Annotated in this window: 16 protein-coding genes; 6 read left to right on the top strand and 10 right to left on the bottom strand. The window is 60.7% G+C overall.

Going from position 1 to position 17046, the window contains the following annotated elements:
* Positions 1 to 103 precede the first annotated feature (103 nt).
* The 6 genes from flgF to ISN74_RS18785 form a co-directional block, all read right to left on the bottom strand.
* Positions 104 to 844: a flagellar basal-body rod protein FlgF gene (flgF, locus tag ISN74_RS18760; protein WP_188795303.1), complete on the bottom strand. Its 741-nt coding sequence runs from the start codon at positions 842 to 844 to the stop codon at positions 104 to 106.
* Between the two features lie 13 nt (positions 845 to 857).
* Positions 858 to 2087 (bottom strand): flagellar hook protein FlgE, encoded by a 1230-nt coding sequence (locus ISN74_RS18765; protein ID WP_188795305.1) that lies wholly within the window; start codon positions 2085 to 2087, stop codon positions 858 to 860.
* Positions 2088 to 2130: 43 nt separating this feature from the next.
* Complete coding sequence (locus ISN74_RS18770; RefSeq protein WP_188795307.1) at positions 2131 to 2817, bottom strand: flagellar hook assembly protein FlgD; 687 nt, start codon at positions 2815 to 2817, stop codon at positions 2131 to 2133.
* Between the two features lie 14 nt (positions 2818 to 2831).
* Positions 2832 to 3260, bottom strand: coding sequence for a flagellar basal body rod protein FlgC (gene flgC / locus ISN74_RS18775; RefSeq protein WP_188795309.1), 429 nt, complete (start codon positions 3258 to 3260; stop codon positions 2832 to 2834).
* On the bottom strand, positions 3260 to 3667 hold the full coding sequence (flgB, locus tag ISN74_RS18780; RefSeq protein WP_188795311.1) for a flagellar basal body rod protein FlgB: 408 nt from the start codon (positions 3665 to 3667) through the stop codon (positions 3260 to 3262). Before flgB ends, flgC begins: the two co-directional genes overlap by 1 nt.
* A 379-nt stretch (positions 3668 to 4046) precedes the next feature.
* Positions 4047 to 4964 carry a chemotaxis protein gene (locus ISN74_RS18785; protein ID WP_188795313.1) on the bottom strand — a complete coding sequence of 306 codons (918 nt, stop codon included), beginning with the start codon at positions 4962 to 4964 and terminating at the stop codon, positions 4047 to 4049.
* 148 nt (positions 4965 to 5112) lie between these two features.
* Between ISN74_RS18785 and ISN74_RS18790 the strand changes: the two genes are divergently transcribed.
* From ISN74_RS18790 to ISN74_RS18810, 5 genes are all read left to right on the top strand, one after another.
* Positions 5113 to 6423 carry a methyl-accepting chemotaxis protein gene (locus tag ISN74_RS18790; RefSeq protein WP_188795315.1) on the top strand — a complete coding sequence of 437 codons (1311 nt, stop codon included), beginning with the start codon at positions 5113 to 5115 and terminating at the stop codon, positions 6421 to 6423.
* Positions 6420 to 7112, top strand: coding sequence for a flagellar basal body P-ring formation chaperone FlgA (gene flgA / locus ISN74_RS18795; protein ID WP_188795317.1), 693 nt, complete (start codon positions 6420 to 6422; stop codon positions 7110 to 7112). The genes ISN74_RS18790 and flgA overlap by 4 nt, the downstream gene beginning before the upstream one ends.
* A gap of 126 nt (positions 7113 to 7238) precedes the next feature.
* Complete coding sequence (flgM, locus tag ISN74_RS18800) at positions 7239 to 7547, top strand: flagellar biosynthesis anti-sigma factor FlgM (RefSeq protein WP_188795319.1); 309 nt, start codon at positions 7239 to 7241, stop codon at positions 7545 to 7547.
* A gap of 4 nt (positions 7548 to 7551) precedes the next feature.
* Complete coding sequence (locus ISN74_RS18805) at positions 7552 to 7998, top strand: flagella synthesis protein FlgN (protein WP_188795321.1); 447 nt, start codon at positions 7552 to 7554, stop codon at positions 7996 to 7998.
* Between the two features lie 76 nt (positions 7999 to 8074).
* Positions 8075 to 9373: an EAL and HDOD domain-containing protein gene (locus tag ISN74_RS18810; RefSeq protein ID WP_229678854.1), complete on the top strand. Its 1299-nt coding sequence runs from the start codon at positions 8075 to 8077 to the stop codon at positions 9371 to 9373.
* Between the two features lie 148 nt (positions 9374 to 9521).
* Here ISN74_RS18810 and ISN74_RS18815 read toward each other — a convergent pair whose 3' ends face one another.
* The 3 genes from ISN74_RS18815 to ISN74_RS18825 all read right to left on the bottom strand — a co-directional run bounded on the left by ISN74_RS18815 (position 9522) and on the right by ISN74_RS18825 (position 14470).
* Positions 9522 to 10559 carry an HDOD domain-containing protein gene (locus tag ISN74_RS18815; protein WP_188795323.1) on the bottom strand — a complete coding sequence of 346 codons (1038 nt, stop codon included), beginning with the start codon at positions 10557 to 10559 and terminating at the stop codon, positions 9522 to 9524.
* Positions 10560 to 10755: 196 nt separating this feature from the next.
* The gene (locus tag ISN74_RS18820; RefSeq protein ID WP_229678856.1) at positions 10756 to 12690 is read right to left on the bottom strand and encodes a M61 family metallopeptidase; all 1935 of its coding nucleotides are present in this window, start codon (positions 12688 to 12690) and stop codon (positions 10756 to 10758) included.
* A 235-nt stretch (positions 12691 to 12925) separates the two neighbouring features.
* Entirely contained in the window at positions 12926 to 14470 is a 1545-nt protein-coding gene (locus ISN74_RS18825; protein ID WP_188795325.1) for an amino acid permease, read from the bottom strand.
* 326 nt (positions 14471 to 14796) lie between these two features.
* On the opposite strand from ISN74_RS18825, the gene ISN74_RS18830 reads away from it, so the two are divergent.
* Positions 14797 to 15747 (top strand): DUF4436 family protein, encoded by a 951-nt coding sequence (locus ISN74_RS18830; RefSeq protein WP_188795327.1) that lies wholly within the window; start codon positions 14797 to 14799, stop codon positions 15745 to 15747.
* A gap of 5 nt (positions 15748 to 15752) precedes the next feature.
* Here the strand turns inward: ISN74_RS18830 and ISN74_RS18835 are convergent, their stop codons facing one another.
* Positions 15753 to 17021 carry a sterol desaturase family protein gene (locus ISN74_RS18835; protein WP_188795329.1) on the bottom strand — a complete coding sequence of 423 codons (1269 nt, stop codon included), beginning with the start codon at positions 17019 to 17021 and terminating at the stop codon, positions 15753 to 15755.
* Positions 17022 to 17046: the final 25 nt, after the last annotated feature.

The following is a 17046-nucleotide window of genomic DNA, read 5'->3' on the forward strand; positions in this document are numbered from 1 at the left end:
TCCACTTCACTCTCTTGAGGAAGAGCAAGATGGGTTCCCGCTTTCGCGGGAATGACAGCAGCGGGGCGAGATTTACGGCATAGTGAAAACATGGTCACGTCCTTTAGCTGGCCTGCAGAAGCTTGCTGCTGTCGTCCGCATCGTCTTCAGACGTCTTGATCGAACGCACCTGCATTTCGTACTGGCGTGACAGCGAGATCATCTTCACCAGCTCTGAAGATGGGTTGACGTTGCTGGCTTCCAGCGCGCCCGAGGTAATCGTCACGGTGCTGTCGGTATCGGCTGTGCTGCCATCGTTCATGTGCATCAGGCCATCCGAACCTTCGCTCATTTGCGTCGGATCGGGATTGACCAGTTTGATCTGACCCACCGCCGCGATGGTGTCCGGTCCCTGCCCCATCGGCACGGAAGAAATGGTGCCGTCCGTGCCAACAGAGATCTTCGAGCTTTGTGGAATGTCGATCGGACCACTCGTGCCCATCACCGGATTGCCACGGCTATCGGTGAGATTGCCATCCGCATCGAGCTGCAAATTGCCCGCACGCGTATAGGCCTCAGTACCGTCAGCGGCCTGCACGGCGACCCAGCCCGGACCGTTCACTGCAACATCGAGCGAGCGGCCGGTGTGCTGGATGGAACCCTGTGTTTCGTCGGCACCGACACCTTGCGCGACAGCGTTGATGCGCGTGTTGGCACCGGGACCGAGCACGGGCACGCTCTGAAACGCGCTCAGCTCGGCCTTGAAGCCGACGGTGGATGCGTTGGCCAGGTTGTGGCTGACGGCATCCTGCGCACGCATGGTTTGCGTGGCGCCGGTCATTGCGATGTAGACGGAACGATCCATGGGTCAGCGCCTATTAGCCGCGATCAACCGCCTGGAACAGCGCCTGATCCAGCGAACTGACCGTGCCCAGCATCTGCGAATTGGCTTCGTAGTTCTGCTGTGCCTGAATCATGTTCACCAGCTGCGCGGTCGTGTCGGACGTGTTGGACGTTTCCAACTGACCCTGTTCGATATCACCGTACTGGCCGCTGCTCGCAGAGCCGAGCACCGCCGTGCCTGACGATTGCGTGGCCACCCAATTGTTGTTGCTCACCTGCTGCAAGCCGTTCAAATTGGAGAAGTTGGCCACCGCGATCTGGCCCAGCTGCGTGGTCTGGTTGTTGGAGTAGATCGCCGTGACGGTGCCATCCGTGCCGATTTCCACGTTCTCCAGCACGCCGGCTTCGTAGCCGTTCTGGTTGATAGTGCCCGGCGCGTATGCCGTGCCGAACTGCGTGGTATTGGTCACATTCACCGTCATCGGTGAGGGGAATGTCGCACCGTTGGTAGGCTGCGTCGGCGTGAAGCTGAGGTCACCGTTTGCCGGCGACACCAGCGCACCCGAACTGTTGAAAGTCATCGTCGCCGTGCCGGCGCTGTTGCCATCGATATACAGATTGGCATTCCAGGTGTTGTTGGCCGTCTTGACGTAGTAGATCGTCGCTGTGTGCGAGCCACCCTGGGAGTCATAGACATTCAGCGTCGATGCGTTGTTGTAGCTGTTGGTATCGGTGGGGCTGAACGGCGTATCGGTCGGGAGGGTGTCAGCAGCGTCGAGATTCGAGCTGATGGTAATCGTGCTGGTCGGCGTCGCCGCACTCTGCGCCGTATTGAGCTGCAGGTTGGTGAGCGTGCTGGTGTTGAAGCCGGTGCCCGAGGCATTGGGCGGATACACCTGCAGGTAACCGCCGCTGGCGTCCACGACGTAGCCAGCGCTGTTTTCCGTGAATGCACCATCGCGGGTGTACTGGTTGCCGCTGCCGTTGTTGACGACGAAGAAGCCGTTGCCACTGATCGCCATATCCAGGCTGCCATTGGTGGTTTCCAGGTCACCTTGCGTGAACTGCTGCTCGGTGCCCGTCATCTCGACGCCGCTGCCCGTGGTCACCGAACTCAGGTTGAGCCCCGTGACCGCGTAAACCTCGGCGAACTGCGCGGTCGAGCCCTTGAAGCCGACCGTGCCCGCGTTGGCGATGTTGTTGGAGATGACGTTGAGTTGGTCCTCGGCCGCATTGATGCCGCTTAGCGCTTGATTGAGAGCCATGCTTTGTTCCTCAGTAGTGCGATGTCGGGGAGTGCCGCCGACGTCAGTTGATCTGTGCCACCTGGCTCAGCGGCACGCCGCCGACGCCCGCCACCTGCACATACGTGCCCGTGCTGCTGCCGCCATAGCCGACACCCGTCACCGCACCGGACGCGTACGTGGTCAGCGCCGTCGAGTTACCGCCACTATTGGCCGATATGGTGTAAGTGCCGTTGGCAACCGCATTGCCATTGCTGTCCGTGCCGTTCCAGCTGAACTGCGCCAATCCCACCGACTGGGTCCCCAGGTCGAGCGTGTTGACGGTGTTGCCGTTGCTGTCTTTGATGGTGACCACGGTGTCGCCAGCCGTGGTGACGTTCACGGCGCCATTGACTGCGCTGCCGCTGTAGTCGAGCGTGCTCGATGGCACCAGCACCTGCTTGCCGACCAGGTTGGATGCATTGAGCACCTGCGAGGTCTGCGCATTGCTGCTGATGCTGCTGTTCATCGTCTGCAGCGTGCTGTAGATGTTCTGGTCGGTGGACAAGGTCGCAAACTGCGCCAGTTCGGCGGCCATCTGCGAGTTGTCCATCGGCTGCGTGGGATCCTGGTCCTGCAACTGCGTAGTGAGCAATTGCAGAAAATCGGATTGCGTCATCGTCGAGCCGGTCGGCGTGCTGGTGACGGTGCTGCCAGTCAGGCTAAGACCGGTGACGGAAGAACTGCTGGTGCTGCTGCCTACGGCGGACATGGATGGACTCCGGATTAGCTGCCAAGATCAATGGTCTTGATCATCAGCTGCTTGGTGGTATTCATGACTTCGACGTTGTTCTGGTACGAACGCGATGCAGAAATCATGTTCACCAGTTCATCGATGGGATTAACGTTGCTGCCGTACACATAGCCGTTCTCGTCGGCCATCGGATTGCCCGGCTCATAGTGCGTTTCCACCGGCTGCTGGCTTTCGGAAACGCCAACCATGCGCACGCCGTTGTTGACTTCGCCATCTTGTGAATCGGACAAGCCATCGCTTTCCTGCGTCGGCGCAAACAACAATTCTTTGGCCTTGTAGGCCGAATCGGCGCTGCTGCTGAGGCTGTCGGCATTGGCCAGATTGCTGGCGACGGTATTGAGCCGCAGCGATTCGGCGGCCATGCCGGAACCGGCGGTATCGAAGATTTTCATCAAGGACATCAGCTTTGCCCTCCACCATTGATGGCCAGGCGCAGCGTCTGGATCGTGCTATTGATGAAGCTGAGGCTGGACTGGTAATGCACCATGTTGCTGGCGAACGATGCCTGCTCCACTTGCGTGTCGACAGTGTTGCCATCCATGCTCGGCTGCAGCGGCACGCGATACTTGAGCTGATCGGCGGACTGCGTGGACGGGCTGATCTGTCCTTCGGTCGGCGTGCTGAGCTGGAGATCGGAAGAGTCGCCGCTGGCCTGCTGCAGCGCCTGCCGGAAGTCGATATCGCGCGCCTGATAGTTCGGCGTATCCGCATTGGCAATATTCGACGCAAGCACTTCGGAGCGGTTCTGCCAAAGCTCCAGGGCTTTACTGCTCAAGCCGAATACGTTGTCGAGAAGGTTAAAGCTCATGACGAAATCCCCGCAGCAACACTGCATGCGAGAGTGATGAGCAAGTTGTATGCCACGGGTCGGACACGACCAGGAACCGCATAACGCGGCCACTTGCGGCCTCTGAATGGGCGCAAGACCGACGGGCGCGACGTTATACCGGCGCGTCGGGACGGAATCCCGACATCACGTGGATGACAGGTGCATCGTCAATTTGTTGACGGCTGCGCCTTCTCCCTCTCCCCTCGGGGGAGAGGGTTGGGGTGAGGGGCCGGGCTTGCCGTGCACTTCACACCTACATCAAATGTGCTTTTCAATCATTCACGCAGCACAGAAACATCATGCGAGATTGCCCTCACCCCAGCCCTCTCCCCGGAGGGGAGAGGGAGCAGAATCAGGCTCAATCGGCCATCAACTCCAGCACCGTCTTCGCCAGTAAATCCGGCTGAAACTTCGCAATAAAACGATCCGCGCCCACATCACGCACCAGCGCCTCATTGAATACGCCGCTCAGCGAGCTGTGCAGCACCACCTTCAGCGAACGCAACGCGGGCGTGTCGCGAATGGCGCGGGTCAGGGCGTAACCGTCCAGCCGTGGCATCTCGATATCCGACAGCACCACGGTAATCATTTCATCCTTGCCCGCGGCCATGCTGTTCAATTGCTCCAGCGCTTCCTGGCCGTCTTGCGCCACCAGGCATTCGATGTCCATCTGCTTGAACAGATTGATGATACGCACGCGTGCCACGGTGGAATCGTCGACCACCAGAATGCGGCGCGGCGAAAGTTGTTGCTGCTCCGCCTGCTGCTGGATGCGATGGGAAACTTCCGCCGCCGCACCATCGATGCTGGCCAGCACGTGCTCCACATCCACCACCGCCATCAGCTGACCGTCGATGCGCGTGACGGCGCTCACCCTTCCGCCGAAGCCCAGGGTGCTGGACGGCGCTTCGAGCGATTCGCCGGTGCAGTGCACGATGCGCTGAAAGTCCGCGACCAGAAAACCTTGCACGGAACGACTGAATTCCGTGACCACCAGATGCGCCGAATCCACCCCGGCCAGTGGCGGGTAACCCAGTGCTACTGCCAGATCGATGACCGGAATCGTCTTGCCGCGGTAGTCGAAACTGCCTGCAAGCAGTTCATGCATACCGGGCAGTTTTTCCAGCGGCGGCTTGCGCAGCACTTCGCGCACCTTGAACACATTGATGCCGAACAGCTGGGCACCGTCCAGGCGGAACAGCAGCATGGCCACGCGGTTGTGTCCGGCCAGCCGGGTGTGACTCTCCACGCTGTCCAGCAGTGCCGCGCCGCTCATGGGAATTCCTGTGCTGCTTGATGTCCCCGGTTTATCGGCTCATGCCCGCGGGACTTGAGGAAATTAAGGAATGGCACATCACTTGCTTCCTCAACTTTCAGCTTTTCCCGCCGATGTCAGGGAACCCTTGAATGGAATTGCTTCGCCTATGAGTCTGATCCGCAGCCAGCATTTGGCCGCCTTGACCCAAGCCGCCCTCGCCGGAAATGAAGCGGAACTGGCGAGGTTGAAGCGCAAGCATCCGGTGGCAGCCGGGCTGCTCGCGCCGTTGTTCGCGCGGCTGGCTCCGCGTGCGCCCGCCGCGGTCGCCCTGCAATCGCTGGAGCAGCAGAGTCTGGTGCTGACCCACGCCCAGGCGTTGCATCGCGAGCAATCGGGCCTGGAGCAATCCATTGGCGAGAGCCGCGACAGCGTCGGCCAGTTGACGGAGCACAGCGCCGGGATGTCGACGATCCTGCAGCAAGCGCAGGGCGGGATCGGGCAGGCTACCAAGACAGGCGAGCAGAGCACTGCCAGTGTCGCCGAGCTGAATGGCCAGCTGCGCTTGCTGCGCAGTGCGCTCTCGGCCATGAACCAGAATCAGAGTCTGCTGACCGAACAGGTCGCGCAGATCCGTTCGCTGACCACCACCGTGCAGGACATCGCGCACCAGACCAATCTGGTTGCATTGAATGCCGCCATTGAAGCGGCGCGCGCGGGTGATGCAGGTCGCGGCTTTGCCGTGGTGGCCGACGAGGTGAAGCAGTTGGCGGAGAAAACCACGCAGGCCACGGCGGAAATCGAAACCGTGACCAGCTCGATCGGTGAATTCTCTTTGCAGATGAATGGCAATGTGCAGCTCGGCCTGCAACGGCTGGCGCGTGCGCAAAGCGGCGTGGATGAAACCGAGCGCTCGCTGCAGCAAGGTAACGACGTACTGCAGGAAACCAGCGGACACCTACGTTCGCTGCGCGAGACCCAGGACGCCACGCAAGTGCGCGCCACCACCATCAAAGCCACCCTGGGCGCCCTGCAACGACGCGCCTATGAAGCCCGCCGCCACGGCGAAGCGCTCAGCCGCGCCGCAGCGCTGGCTCATCGTCTGTGCTTGAGCTGGCTGGAAGGCGAAAGCGGTAATGACATCGCCAGCCTCAGCCTCACCGTGCGCGAATCCGTGGTGGGCCTGCGCCAAAGCATGGATCTGGCCTTGCAGGAACCCACCTCGCTGGACCGCCGCTGGTTCGATACCGAGGTGCTGCAACGCAGCCTTGACCGGCTGACCGCGCGGCACGCCCAGCATCCGTCCAGCGAAACGCTGCGCCAGTCAGCGGCGCGGCTGCAGGAACACGGCAGCGCATTCCTTGAGTTGCTGATCAACGGACAGTTCGATCAGGCCGCGCAGATGTCCGGCAAACTGGAGAGCGAGCGCGAAGCCATCAACAGCCAGCTAGCAACGATGCTTGCCGACGACAACCCATGAAACCCCTAGTGATCACGACCCTGCTGCTGATGGCCGCAACCGCCAACGCAGCCATCGCCGACACCACCGCCAGTCAATTGCGCGCCGCCGCCGAACAGGCAGCACGCGCGCAGTACGGCGGTGCCGGCAACCGGGTGGTGATCATGCCTACGCCGCTTAATCCACGGTTGCATCTGGCCGCTTGTCCACATGCTTTGCAGACGCGCCTTCCCAACCTTCAGGGCACACCATCGCGGGTCGCTGTGGCGGTCAGTTGCAGCGGCTCACCCGGCTGGACCATCCAGGTACCGGTGCAGATGCAGGTATTCCGTCAGGTGCTGGTCACCAGCCACCCGCTGGCCCGCGGCGACATCCCCGGGCCGGCCGACGTGCACACCGAGGAGCGCGACGTGACCCGGCTGGGCTACGGCTATATAACAAGCCTCGACGAACTCACCGGCCACTCTCTGGCCAGACCACTGATTGCCGGTGCCGTGCTGGAACCGGGCGACCTCAATGGGCGCCAGACCGTGCGGGCCGGGGAAGAAGTGGCCTTGATCGCGGATCTGGACGGCATCGAAGTGCGCGCCTCCGCCATGGCCCTGGACGGCGGCGATACCGGCGCCCACCTGCGGGTCCGCAACGGAAATTCGGGAAAAATCATCGACGGCATCGTTATCGCCGCCGGTCAGGTACAGGCATTGCCTTAAGGGGGACGGCCGGGGCGCCAACCCCGGCTGAACCAGCCATACTCATGCAATCGGCAGGCTTAAAGTTTTCCCGGGGGACGCCGATACCCCTTACAGGGTTCATCGAATAAGAGCATTCCTAGAGCCATGAACACGACCATATCGTCAAACGGATTACCGCAGCTTCCGCTCGCGACCAACAACACGGACAGCAGCGCCAGCCAGGCATCGACCAATGCACCGGCCAGCAGCAATGTGTCGCAATCCAGCGACAGCGTGCAGCTGACCGACTCGGCCCGTGCCCTGCAGCAGGCCAGCAGCACCGACAGCCCGGTGGATAGCGCGCGCGTGGAACAGATCAGGAAATCGCTGGCAGCCGGCACCTACCAGGTGGATCCGAACGCCATTGCCGATCGCCTGACTTCGATGGAAAACCAGATCAGCGGCACGAAGTAATGGTATGAGCCCGAATCTGCAGGCCGAACTTGGTGCCACGCTGCGCACCGTCCTGGACGAAATGAGCGCGACCATCGCGCAATTGATCGCCGTCCTGGACGAAGAAAGCGAAGCGCTCACCAGCGCCGATGCCAAAGCGCTCAATCGCTCGGGCGAGGCCAAGCAGATGCTGATGCGCCGGCTGGAGCAACTGGACGTGGAACGCCTGCATCTGTGCAGCACTTCCGCCGAAGCTGCCAGCCAGGCTGAGCCGGCCTGGCGCGAGTTACTGAAATCATTGGCGACCTGCCGCGACAAGAACCAGCGCAATGGCGCGCTCGTCGGCCAGCGATTGACGCAAGTGCGACGCGCTCTTTCCGTTCTTACCGGCACGGATGCACAAGCAGGTACGTACAGCCCCAGCGGCGCCTTCCAAGGCACACACCGTTCCGTACCGCTTGTCCAGGTTTGATGACGTCATCCCCAAGTGAGCCGGGCTCGGAGCCCGCGTCACGGTAGTCGCTTCACCTCCGCCCGGTATCGATATCATGACGACGAGTACAGCTGCAGCGCCCGCCACCGCCACCGCGACACCAGGCAATGACGTCACCCACTCGTTGAGCGACATGCTGCTGCCGGTCGTGCGCAGCCCGATGCTTGATCTGGAAGAAGAATTGTTCGCCTACGAACTGGTGTTCTATCGCCAGGGCGCAGGCACCGACGCCGACACCACCCTGCCCGACGGCGTACTCTCCGGCATTACCGATGGTGCCATCACGCGTTTGGTGCGCGGCAACCGCGCCTTCATGCGCATGCCGCGCTCGCTGCTGCTGGAACAGACCGACGTGCTGGCGCATACACCACGTCTGGGCCTGATCATCGACCCGTTCCAGGTGCGCGACACCGCCGTCGTACAGCGTTTGCAGCAGCTCGCACTGCGCAATTGCCCCTTGATGCTCGACCTGGGTAGCCTCGATCCCGCCGCCTGCGAACCGCACGGCCCGCTCGAACCGTTGCTACGTCTTGCACGCTATGTGCGCATTGATGCCAAGGCGCTGGACGACGACACGCTCGCCAAACGCTGCAAGCAATTATTTGAGCGCGGATTGGGCGTGATTGCCGGCAATGTCGACGATCACCTGACCTATGGCCGCTGCAAAGACCTGCCATTCCAGTCGATTCAGGGCCGTTATCTGCTCGTGCCGCAGCAAATCGAAGTGCCGGTGCTGACACCCAACCGCCTGAGCCTGTTGCGCTTGATGAGTGCCTTGCAGGAGAACAACGCCGGTCCCGTGGAACTGGGTGACATCATCCGCGACGATGCCGTACTCAGTTACAAGCTGCTCGGCTGCGTGAATTCGGCTTATTTCGCCCTGCCGCGCCAGCTGAAATCAATCCAGCAGGCAGCGATCTTCTTTGGCGTCTCACGCATGCGCAACTGGATCAACACCATGGCGCTGAGCAGCATGGACGATCGTCCGCCAGAACTGCTGCGCGCCGCGCTGATCCGCGCGCACATGTGCGAAAAGCTCGCGCACGGCATGTCCACCGAACAACAGGACATGGCCTTCATGGCCGGCCTGCTCTCCCTGCTCGATACGCTGCTGTGCGCGCCGATGGAATTCGTGCTGAGCCATCTGCCACTGGCGCCGGAGATTCGCGAAGCGCTGGTGGAAGAACGCGGACCTTTCGCACCTTTGCTTGGCCAGATCTACGCTTGGGAAACCGGTGATCTGCAATCGGCCCAAATACTGCCGCAGAACATCCGCAAGATGGCGGGTGCGTATTACGCTGCGACGCAATGGGCGGATCAGGTTTATTCGTTTGCGGAGCAGCGGACGCATTAAGGGTCCTTCCGCTACGCTGCGGCATAGGCTGGGTTAGCGCAGTGCGCGCTCGACATGTTTGTGGCCTTCTCACCGTTGTGCATTTCGTAAGGCAATGCCTCAACCTACGAAATACACAACGACGCCAAACACGTCAGATCACGCCACATCAACCCACGTAACCTTCATGCTGCCGAAACACCCGCCGCAATTCCTGCTGCGCCCGATCCACCAACACATCCGGCAACCGATCCGCCCTACTCTGCGCAGGCGGCGTCGCACGATCGATCACATGGTTCTCAGCCAGCATCTGGATCATCGCCAGATGATCCGCCGCCAGTAACGCGTTACCCAATTCCGTCACCGGCGCCCGGGATCGCGCTTCCAGCCGCTCGCGCAGTGCTTCAATGACATTCGGCGGCAATTCCCAATGCCTGGCCGCGCGCAGTGAGAGATGGTTGGCCATACTCACATAGCCCACCAGAAAACTGCGGCTGAACACACCAAGTGTGGGCGGCGCTTCCTGATCGAGTACACGCACCATGGCGCCGACACCCGCATTGCAAACCACACCGGCGAGATAGGCTTCAAACGGGTCGCCGTGTCCTTTCGCCAGATACATGCTGGCGTGTGCACAGCGCTCGGCGTGATCCCACAGACGCTGCCCAGCGGCATGGCCTAGCATGCCGGCGCTGGCGTGCAGGATGGGTTTCATCACGTGCTGGGTCACCATCTGGCGCAAACCATCTTGCCCGAGCAGTACCACCGCATGCTGCAGGCTGCTGACCGGCCGGGCGGTGCGGTAATGCGCACTGCGGCTGACCCGCATCACCTCGCCTACCAGCACCGGATCGCGGCTGATCAGCTTTGCGACCTTGGTGCCATCGGAGCTGTCGCTTTTCAGCAAGCGCAGCAATTGCGGCAACACTTCCGGCAAACGCGGAAGGCTGCTGATATCAAAGCGATCGCCGCCGCAAAGCTCATCCAGCCGTTTGAGCATCACCTGTTCGGGCGGACGCAAATCGGCCGTGTCGGAACCAGGCATGCCGAGCACTAGGCGATAAAACCAGTCCTGCACATCGCCGCTGCTCAGGGCCGCCACCTGATCGTTCTTGGCAGTCTCTTCCGGCCAAGGCAAGACCACGCTGAAACGCGGCCGTTCCTTCGGCTCTTCGCGCCCGAACAGTCGCTTCCAGAATTGGCCCATATCCCCTCTCACCTTACGCCGGCAATGCGGCGATGCGCACACGGTTTAACCTGCGCTTTGCCGCTGATGCGATTTCTTGCGACGCGCCGTTGGCTTATATATCGGCAGCTTTAGGCAAGCCTTGACCTGCCTTGGCGGCGGAGAAAGCAAAACGGCCGCCCCGAGGCGGCCGTTCCGGAGGCGGGTACGGTTCCGGTTATTTGCGCGGCGCGACGATCGCCCCAATCAGATCTTTGCCATCCGCCCTCACCAAGTGCGGGTAACGCAGGCCGCCGTGATAGTCGACCTTCACGGTGCTGTACAGGTCCACGTTTTTCACCAGCAGTTCGATCGGTGCCTGCGAGTTCTTGGCCTCGGTAATCGCATCCTTCAACGCATCGGTGGAGAAGTCACGGCCATTCACGGCGACGATGGTCAGGCCCGGCACCATGCCGGCCTGGAAGGCGGGTCCGTTCCATTGCACATCATTGATGTGGCCGCTCTGATTCACGGTCAGCCCGATCGAATAGGCGAAGTTGGCACCATGGCGGATACCTTCCATCGCCTTCTCTTCGGCGTTGGGCTTGTCATCGAATACCAGCTTCCAGCCACCGCGTTCGATGCCTTGTTCGGGCAGTTGGTCGCCGGTGTAGTCAAGGCGTGCGCGCAGGAATGTCGACCAGTCAAACGGCTGCACCTGATTGAGCGTGTTGATCACGTCCTCGTAGGTGTAGGTCTTGGTGACGTAGCTGCCATTGTCCATGCCGTAGAAGGCGTGGGCGAAATCATCCAGTGAACGCTTGCCGCCGCTGAGTTCGCGGATCTTGGTATCGACGTCCAGCCACAGCAGCTGGCCTTCCGGATAGAAATCGGTATCGCGGACCCAGTTCATCCAGCTTTCCGAGCCGTAGTAGGTGAGCGGTGCGGCGTCGGCGGTATCCTGCAACGAACGCCATGCGCGGCCGGTGCGATAGGTCATTTCGCCAGCCATGTTGGCCATGGCATCGCGATATTGTTCCGGCGTCCAAAGCCCGGCGCGCGCTGTAAGTACGCTGCACCAGTAATCGGTCAGGCCTTCATAGACCCACAGCAGATCATCCTGCATCGGCACGCTGTTGAAGTCGGGTGTCCACAAATCAGCCGGACGACGGAATTTGCCGTTCCACGAATGGATCATTTCATGCGGCATCAGGCTTGCGGCGACCAGATGCATGTCGTCGTCGGTGAAGAAATCGGCCGGCAGGCGATCGTCGCTGGACTGATGGTGTTCCAGGCCGAAGTGCCCGGTGTGATCCGACAAGGTCAGCAGGAAATCGTAGTGGCTGTAGTGATGTGCACCGAATAGCAGGTTGGCCTGCGTGACGACGTTACGCTGCTGCTCAAGTTGCTTATCGGTCAGCTGCACGTCTTTGGAGGAATCCCCCACTACATTCAGATGCACCGGCACGCTGGCGCCTGGTGCCAGATCCACACGATTGAAATGTGCGCCCGCGATCAGCGGTGAGTCGACGAAATTGTTGAAGCTCAGCGGCTTGAAATGGATGGTGTTGCCCGATTGGCTATCGACTTCCAGCGCGCTTCCGAATTTCCAGCCCTCTGGCAGTTGCACGGTCGGCTGGATCTGGATTTGCCGCGTGTAGTAACCCGCCGGATAGAACGCTACCTGGTTGAATTCCATATCGACCAGATCCGGCGTGGCCGAAGCACTAGCGCCGAAGTTGCTGCCTTCGCCATCGCCGGGCGAGAGGAATTCGAATTCGAGATCGATCTGGCTCACGCCCTGCGGCACGTCCACATGAATCGCGAACATATCGCGCAGATCGCGTCGCCATGGCAGTTGCTTGCCGTTCGCACGGATGATCAGGCCAGAGACGTTTTGCACCGGACCGGATGGTGCATGCTCACCCGGTATCCACTTGGGATAAAACAGCGTAAAGGCACCCGGCTTTACCGGAATGGTTTCATGCGAACGAAAGATGCGCTTGCCCGCATCCGTGAGGTCTACATTGACCGTCAGCATCCCTGCATACGGCTGATCGACAGACGTCGGCGTACCGACGGATTCGGACTGCGCAGCCACCGTGGCCGACAGGGAACAAGCCGCGAACACAGCGGCGGCGATCAGACTGAAACGCAGGGCATGGGATTTCACATAGGGCTCCGGGCAAGCGCTGCCTACGCGGGATATCCGCGAAGACCGCAGGGTGACGACTACCACCGAAAGGTGATGCCCCTCTCATGTTAGAGCCAAGGCCCCAGCACCCTTCCCCTGCCAGAGGTCATGCAACATGCAGAAGCGAAAACCGGCGCGAGTAACGCAGCGCGTCGCAAGAACGTGAAGGCGAATGCGCGGCCGGTTTTGTCTACCCGTTTCCCCTTTCTGTTTACTATTTCTTTTGCTCGAGCTTGCTGTGCCGTATGCCGTAGCCGAAATAGACCAGGCAGCCCAGGCCCATCCAGATAATGAAGCGCTCGAAGGTGATCCAGGGCAGACCGCCGATGAGATGCCAGCTACCGTTGTCCGACATCGGCACGCCAAAGATCAGCAAGAGCGAGAACAACACACCGAGCGGCGCCACGATCGCCAGCGCCGGCGCACGGAAACTACGCGCGACGTGCGGTTTGCGCACGCGCAGCACCAATACGGCGATGCAGATGATGATGAAGGCGCTGAGCGTGCCGATATTCACCAGCTCGGCCACTTCACCGATCGGCAACAGCCCCGCGACCAGCGCCGTGAACGCGCCAAGAATCACCGTGGGCCGCGCCGGCGTACCAAAGCGTGGATGGATATGTGCGAACCACGCCGGCAGCAGACCGTCGCGTGCCAACGCAAACCAGATGCGTGCCGCACCCAGCATGAAGGCGAACAACACGCTGGTCACGCCGATCACCGCGGCGGCGGCAATGGTGACACTCAGCCAATGCAGGCCGATCGACTCGAACGCGTCGGACACCGACGCGTCCCCACCCAGATGGCTGTAGTGCGTGATGCCGGTTAACACCAGCGACACGGCGATATAAAGTACCATCGCCACGGCCAGCGACAACAGCACGGCGCGCGGCAGATCGCGTTGTGGATGCTTCGCTTCCTCAGCCGCAGTGGTGAGGGTGTCATAGCCAAATACCGCGAAGAACACCACGCTCGCGCCAGTCAGCACGCCCGCCCAGCCGAAGTGCCCCACCCCTTGCGCATCGACCGTACGCAGCGGAATGAACGGCGCCCAATTCGCCGTGTGCACATAGAACGCGCCCACACCGACCACCAGCAGCACGCCGATCACCTTGATGGTCACCACCAAGGTGTTGAAACGCGCGCCCCATTCGGTGCGGATCGTGAGCAAGGCGGCCACCAGCAATGACACCGCTGCGGCGATCACATTGAAGCGATGGCCATCGCTGGGACCAGCAATTGCCTGCGTACCATGCGCGCCGAACCATTGCTGCAGGTAATACTCCATGGTCTGCGCGCTCATGCTTTGCTGCGCCCATTCCGGCAGATGGATACCGACCGAGCTCAGCAGCACCTGCACATAACCGGACCAGCCAATCGCCACCACCGCGACCACTAGCGCGTATTCCAGCAGCAGATCCCAGCCGATGATCCAGGCCACGAATTCACCCAGCACGGCGTAGCCGTAGGTGTAGGCGCTGCCTGTAACGGGGATGAGTCCGGCGAACTCTGCATAGCACAGCGCCGCGCAGGCGCTGCCAAAGCCAGCGATGATGAAGCTGAGCGCCACCGCCGGCCCCGCATTCATCGCGGCCTGCTGCCCGGCCAGCACAAAGATACCCACGCCGATGATGCCGCCGATGCCGATCGCCGTGAGCTGCCACAGGCCGAGCACCCGCCGGAAGTCGCCGCGCCGGCCCGCTTCCGTCTGCAACTGCTCGACGGATTTGTGGCGCAGCATCCTGCTCAGAAAACTCATCGGCCTGTCTCCGCAAATGCAAAGCGCCGATGATAGCGAAAGCGCGGCGTCCGCACGGCCATCCGATGACTTTCGGCAGAGTCGGCATGCTGCATCGCAGCTACGGAGGCGTATCGCCGGCCCGTGAACATACCTCGGCGTATCCCTGGCGCGGCACATGTGCCACGCGAAGTGTCGCGTAACGCACCGGCTCCGTTTCGGCATGCGCGTTCACGGACACCGCCCCACCTCGTTCATGCAGTGCGCCCTTCTTGCTCATCCGGATCTTCTTGGGCTGGCTTGCCTTCCGTCTGCTTAGGCAACCACCGGGTGAAAGGCACACCACCATGACCCGACATGTTGTGAAAGCTTCGCTGATTTCTCACCTGCACCATCGCAAACATCGATGGCGCGTGCTGGCATGCAAGCTCGCCACCGCCTTCGTCCTTATTCTCAGCGCGTCTTTGCTGCATGCACAAGACAAAGCGGCATCACCGGAAGTCGTTCCGAAAGGCGCTGTAGTGGGTGACGACAGACCCGTCGTCGGCATCAATCTGGTGTCCTTCAATCCGATTGTGGGTGACGTCAAAGGACGCCTCACCGTCGTATGGCCCAAGAGCATGCTGAGCAAAGATTTTGGCCTTTATCACGATGCACGTCTGCTGGAGGGCGACAGCATCGATGATTCGATCTGGAACATGCCGGGGAACGAGCCTTTCATCACCTTCAATTCCACCATCAAGACACTCAGCGAAGTGGAGGGCAACGGTTCGCAATACCTGTATCCGTTCGACACCCACCGGATCAGGATGAAGATTGGCCTGGTAACGGCCACCGCTGATGGCGATGGCTGGCAACCGATGCCGTTCGATGTCGATTGCACCAAATGCGAGTTCGAAGGCTTCACCGTCACCGCACTGGGCCATTTCGATGAGCAAGGCTATTACGATGCAGAGTTCACCATGCGCCGTACCCTGCCGACCAAGCTGTTCTCCATCAGCTTGAACATCATCATGGTGTTGATTGCGTTGATCGTATTGATCATGGCGCTACGCATTTTGTACTACCGCGAATCGCCCGAGGTCAGCTCGCTTGGCTTTATCGGCGGCCTGCTTTTCGCGATCCCTGCCGTACGCGAGTTGCAGCCAAAGATCCCGTCCATGGGCTTGATGATCGATTACGTCGGCTTTTTCTGGGCCGAAGGTTTCCTGGTAACCGCACTATTGATCGTGATGATTTGCTGGCTATTGCGCGGCAACTCCACCGTCAGCGAGGATTTGCCACTGGAAATCGAATAGCCCACTTACTTCATCGCCGGACGCGCGGTACCGGCGATGCGACGTCCATACCCCGATAGGCCGAGTACCGCCACGGCGCTCAACCCGAATAGCGCGATCATGGCAACAGCGATGCGCGGATCGAGTTGCGCCACGCCGAACCAGTGTCCTGTCATCCAAATAAAAACTGCCGTGCCGGTCGTGCGCAGCCATTCCAACCACAGACCGACACCGCGACTTTCCAGAAGGAAGCCGATCGCGCACAAGCTGTAGACGAGATACAGGGCGTAAAGCGTCGCCTGCGTCAGCTCCAGTTTGGGTGCCACATCCAGGAAATGCACACCAATCAGCAGCAGCACACCAAAAGCCGCCAGGCAGTACAACTTCAGCGCCGCCGAGATGGGCGGGTTGTAACGCGCATGTGTCATATCGAATGCGACTTTGGGGAAACGCGCTGCAACATCCGCGGGACGCCAGCCCGGTGGCTTGATCCACACGCGCAACTTGTCCACCCAATTGCGCGCATGCCAACTGTCCTTGAGCATGGCCCAATACACTTCGACGTTGGCCCATAGCGGATTCCAACTCTGCAGCGGTGCGCGCGTGCCATAGATGGGCGGATCGTCGTCGTTCTCTTCCACGAAGCTGCCGAACAGGCGATCCCAAATAATCAGAATGCCACCGTAATTGCGATCCAGGTAGCGATCGTTCACCGCATGATGCGCACGGTGATTGGATGGTGAGCAGAACACGCGATCGAACCAGCCAAGGCGATCGATCACTTCGGTGTGCACCCAGAATTGGTAAAGAAGGTCGATCAGCGCCACGACAGCGAACACTTCGACGGGATAGCCAAGCAAGGCCATCGGCAGATAGAACAGCCAGCCGAGCAGGAAGCCGCTACCGGTCTGGCGAAGCGCCGTGGTGAGATTGTAGCGCTCGCTCTGGTGATGTACGACGTGCGCGGCCCACAGCACGTTCACTTCATGACCCAAACGATGCAACCAGTAATACAGAAGGTCGTAAAGCAGCAGGCCACTGATCCACACCCACACGCTATCCACCGGCAAACGCCATAACGCCAGATGCGCTGCGCACCAACCATAGATGCCAATCGCGAACAGCTTGGTGAACACGCCGACGATCTGCGAAATCATTCCCAAGCCGAGGCTGTTGATCGCATCGTTGCTGTCATACACATGGCGGCCGCGCCATGTCGCGACCAGCAACTCGACGCCAATCAACACGAAGAAGCCCGGTATGGCCCAGGACATGATGCGTTCGGGTGTGATCATCTGTGCCCTGTTTGCGTTGCGTATT

The sequence above is a fragment of the Dyella caseinilytica genome, from assembly GCF_016865235.1.
GTDB classification, from domain to species: domain Bacteria; phylum Pseudomonadota; class Gammaproteobacteria; order Xanthomonadales; family Rhodanobacteraceae; genus Dyella_B; species Dyella_B caseinilytica.

Bases quoted from the DNA above. Each gene is read 5' to 3' on its own strand.
- flgF (WP_188795303.1), bottom strand. From the start codon at position 844: ATGGATCGTTCCGTCTACATCGCAATGACCGGCGCCACGCAAACCATG.
- ISN74_RS18765 (WP_188795305.1), bottom strand. From the start codon at position 2,087: ATGGCTCTCAATCAAGCGCTAAGCGGCATCAATGCGGCCGAGGACCAA.
- ISN74_RS18770 (WP_188795307.1), bottom strand. From the start codon at position 2,817: ATGTCCGCCGTAGGCAGCAGCACCAGCAGTTCTTCCGTCACCGGTCTT.
- flgC (WP_188795309.1), bottom strand. From the start codon at position 3,260: ATGTCCTTGATGAAAATCTTCGATACCGCCGGTTCCGGCATGGCCGCC.
- flgB (WP_188795311.1), bottom strand. From the start codon at position 3,667: ATGAGCTTTAACCTTCTCGACAACGTATTCGGCTTGAGCAGTAAAGCC.
- ISN74_RS18785 (WP_188795313.1), bottom strand. From the start codon at position 4,964: ATGAGCGGCGCGGCACTGCTGGACAGCGTGGAGAGTCACACCCGGCTG.
- ISN74_RS18790 (WP_188795315.1), top strand. From the start codon at position 5,113: ATGAGTCTGATCCGCAGCCAGCATTTGGCCGCCTTGACCCAAGCCGCC.
- flgA (WP_188795317.1), top strand. From the start codon at position 6,420: ATGAAACCCCTAGTGATCACGACCCTGCTGCTGATGGCCGCAACCGCC.
- flgM (WP_188795319.1), top strand. From the start codon at position 7,239: ATGAACACGACCATATCGTCAAACGGATTACCGCAGCTTCCGCTCGCG.
- ISN74_RS18805 (WP_188795321.1), top strand. From the start codon at position 7,552: ATGAGCCCGAATCTGCAGGCCGAACTTGGTGCCACGCTGCGCACCGTC.
- ISN74_RS18810 (WP_229678854.1), top strand. From the start codon at position 8,075: ATGACGACGAGTACAGCTGCAGCGCCCGCCACCGCCACCGCGACACCA.
- ISN74_RS18815 (WP_188795323.1), bottom strand. From the start codon at position 10,559: ATGGGCCAATTCTGGAAGCGACTGTTCGGGCGCGAAGAGCCGAAGGAA.
- ISN74_RS18825 (WP_188795325.1), bottom strand. From the start codon at position 14,470: ATGAGTTTTCTGAGCAGGATGCTGCGCCACAAATCCGTCGAGCAGTTG.
- ISN74_RS18830 (WP_188795327.1), top strand. From the start codon at position 14,797: ATGACCCGACATGTTGTGAAAGCTTCGCTGATTTCTCACCTGCACCAT.
- ISN74_RS18835 (WP_188795329.1), bottom strand. From the start codon at position 17,021: ATGATCACACCCGAACGCATCATGTCCTGGGCCATACCGGGCTTCTTC.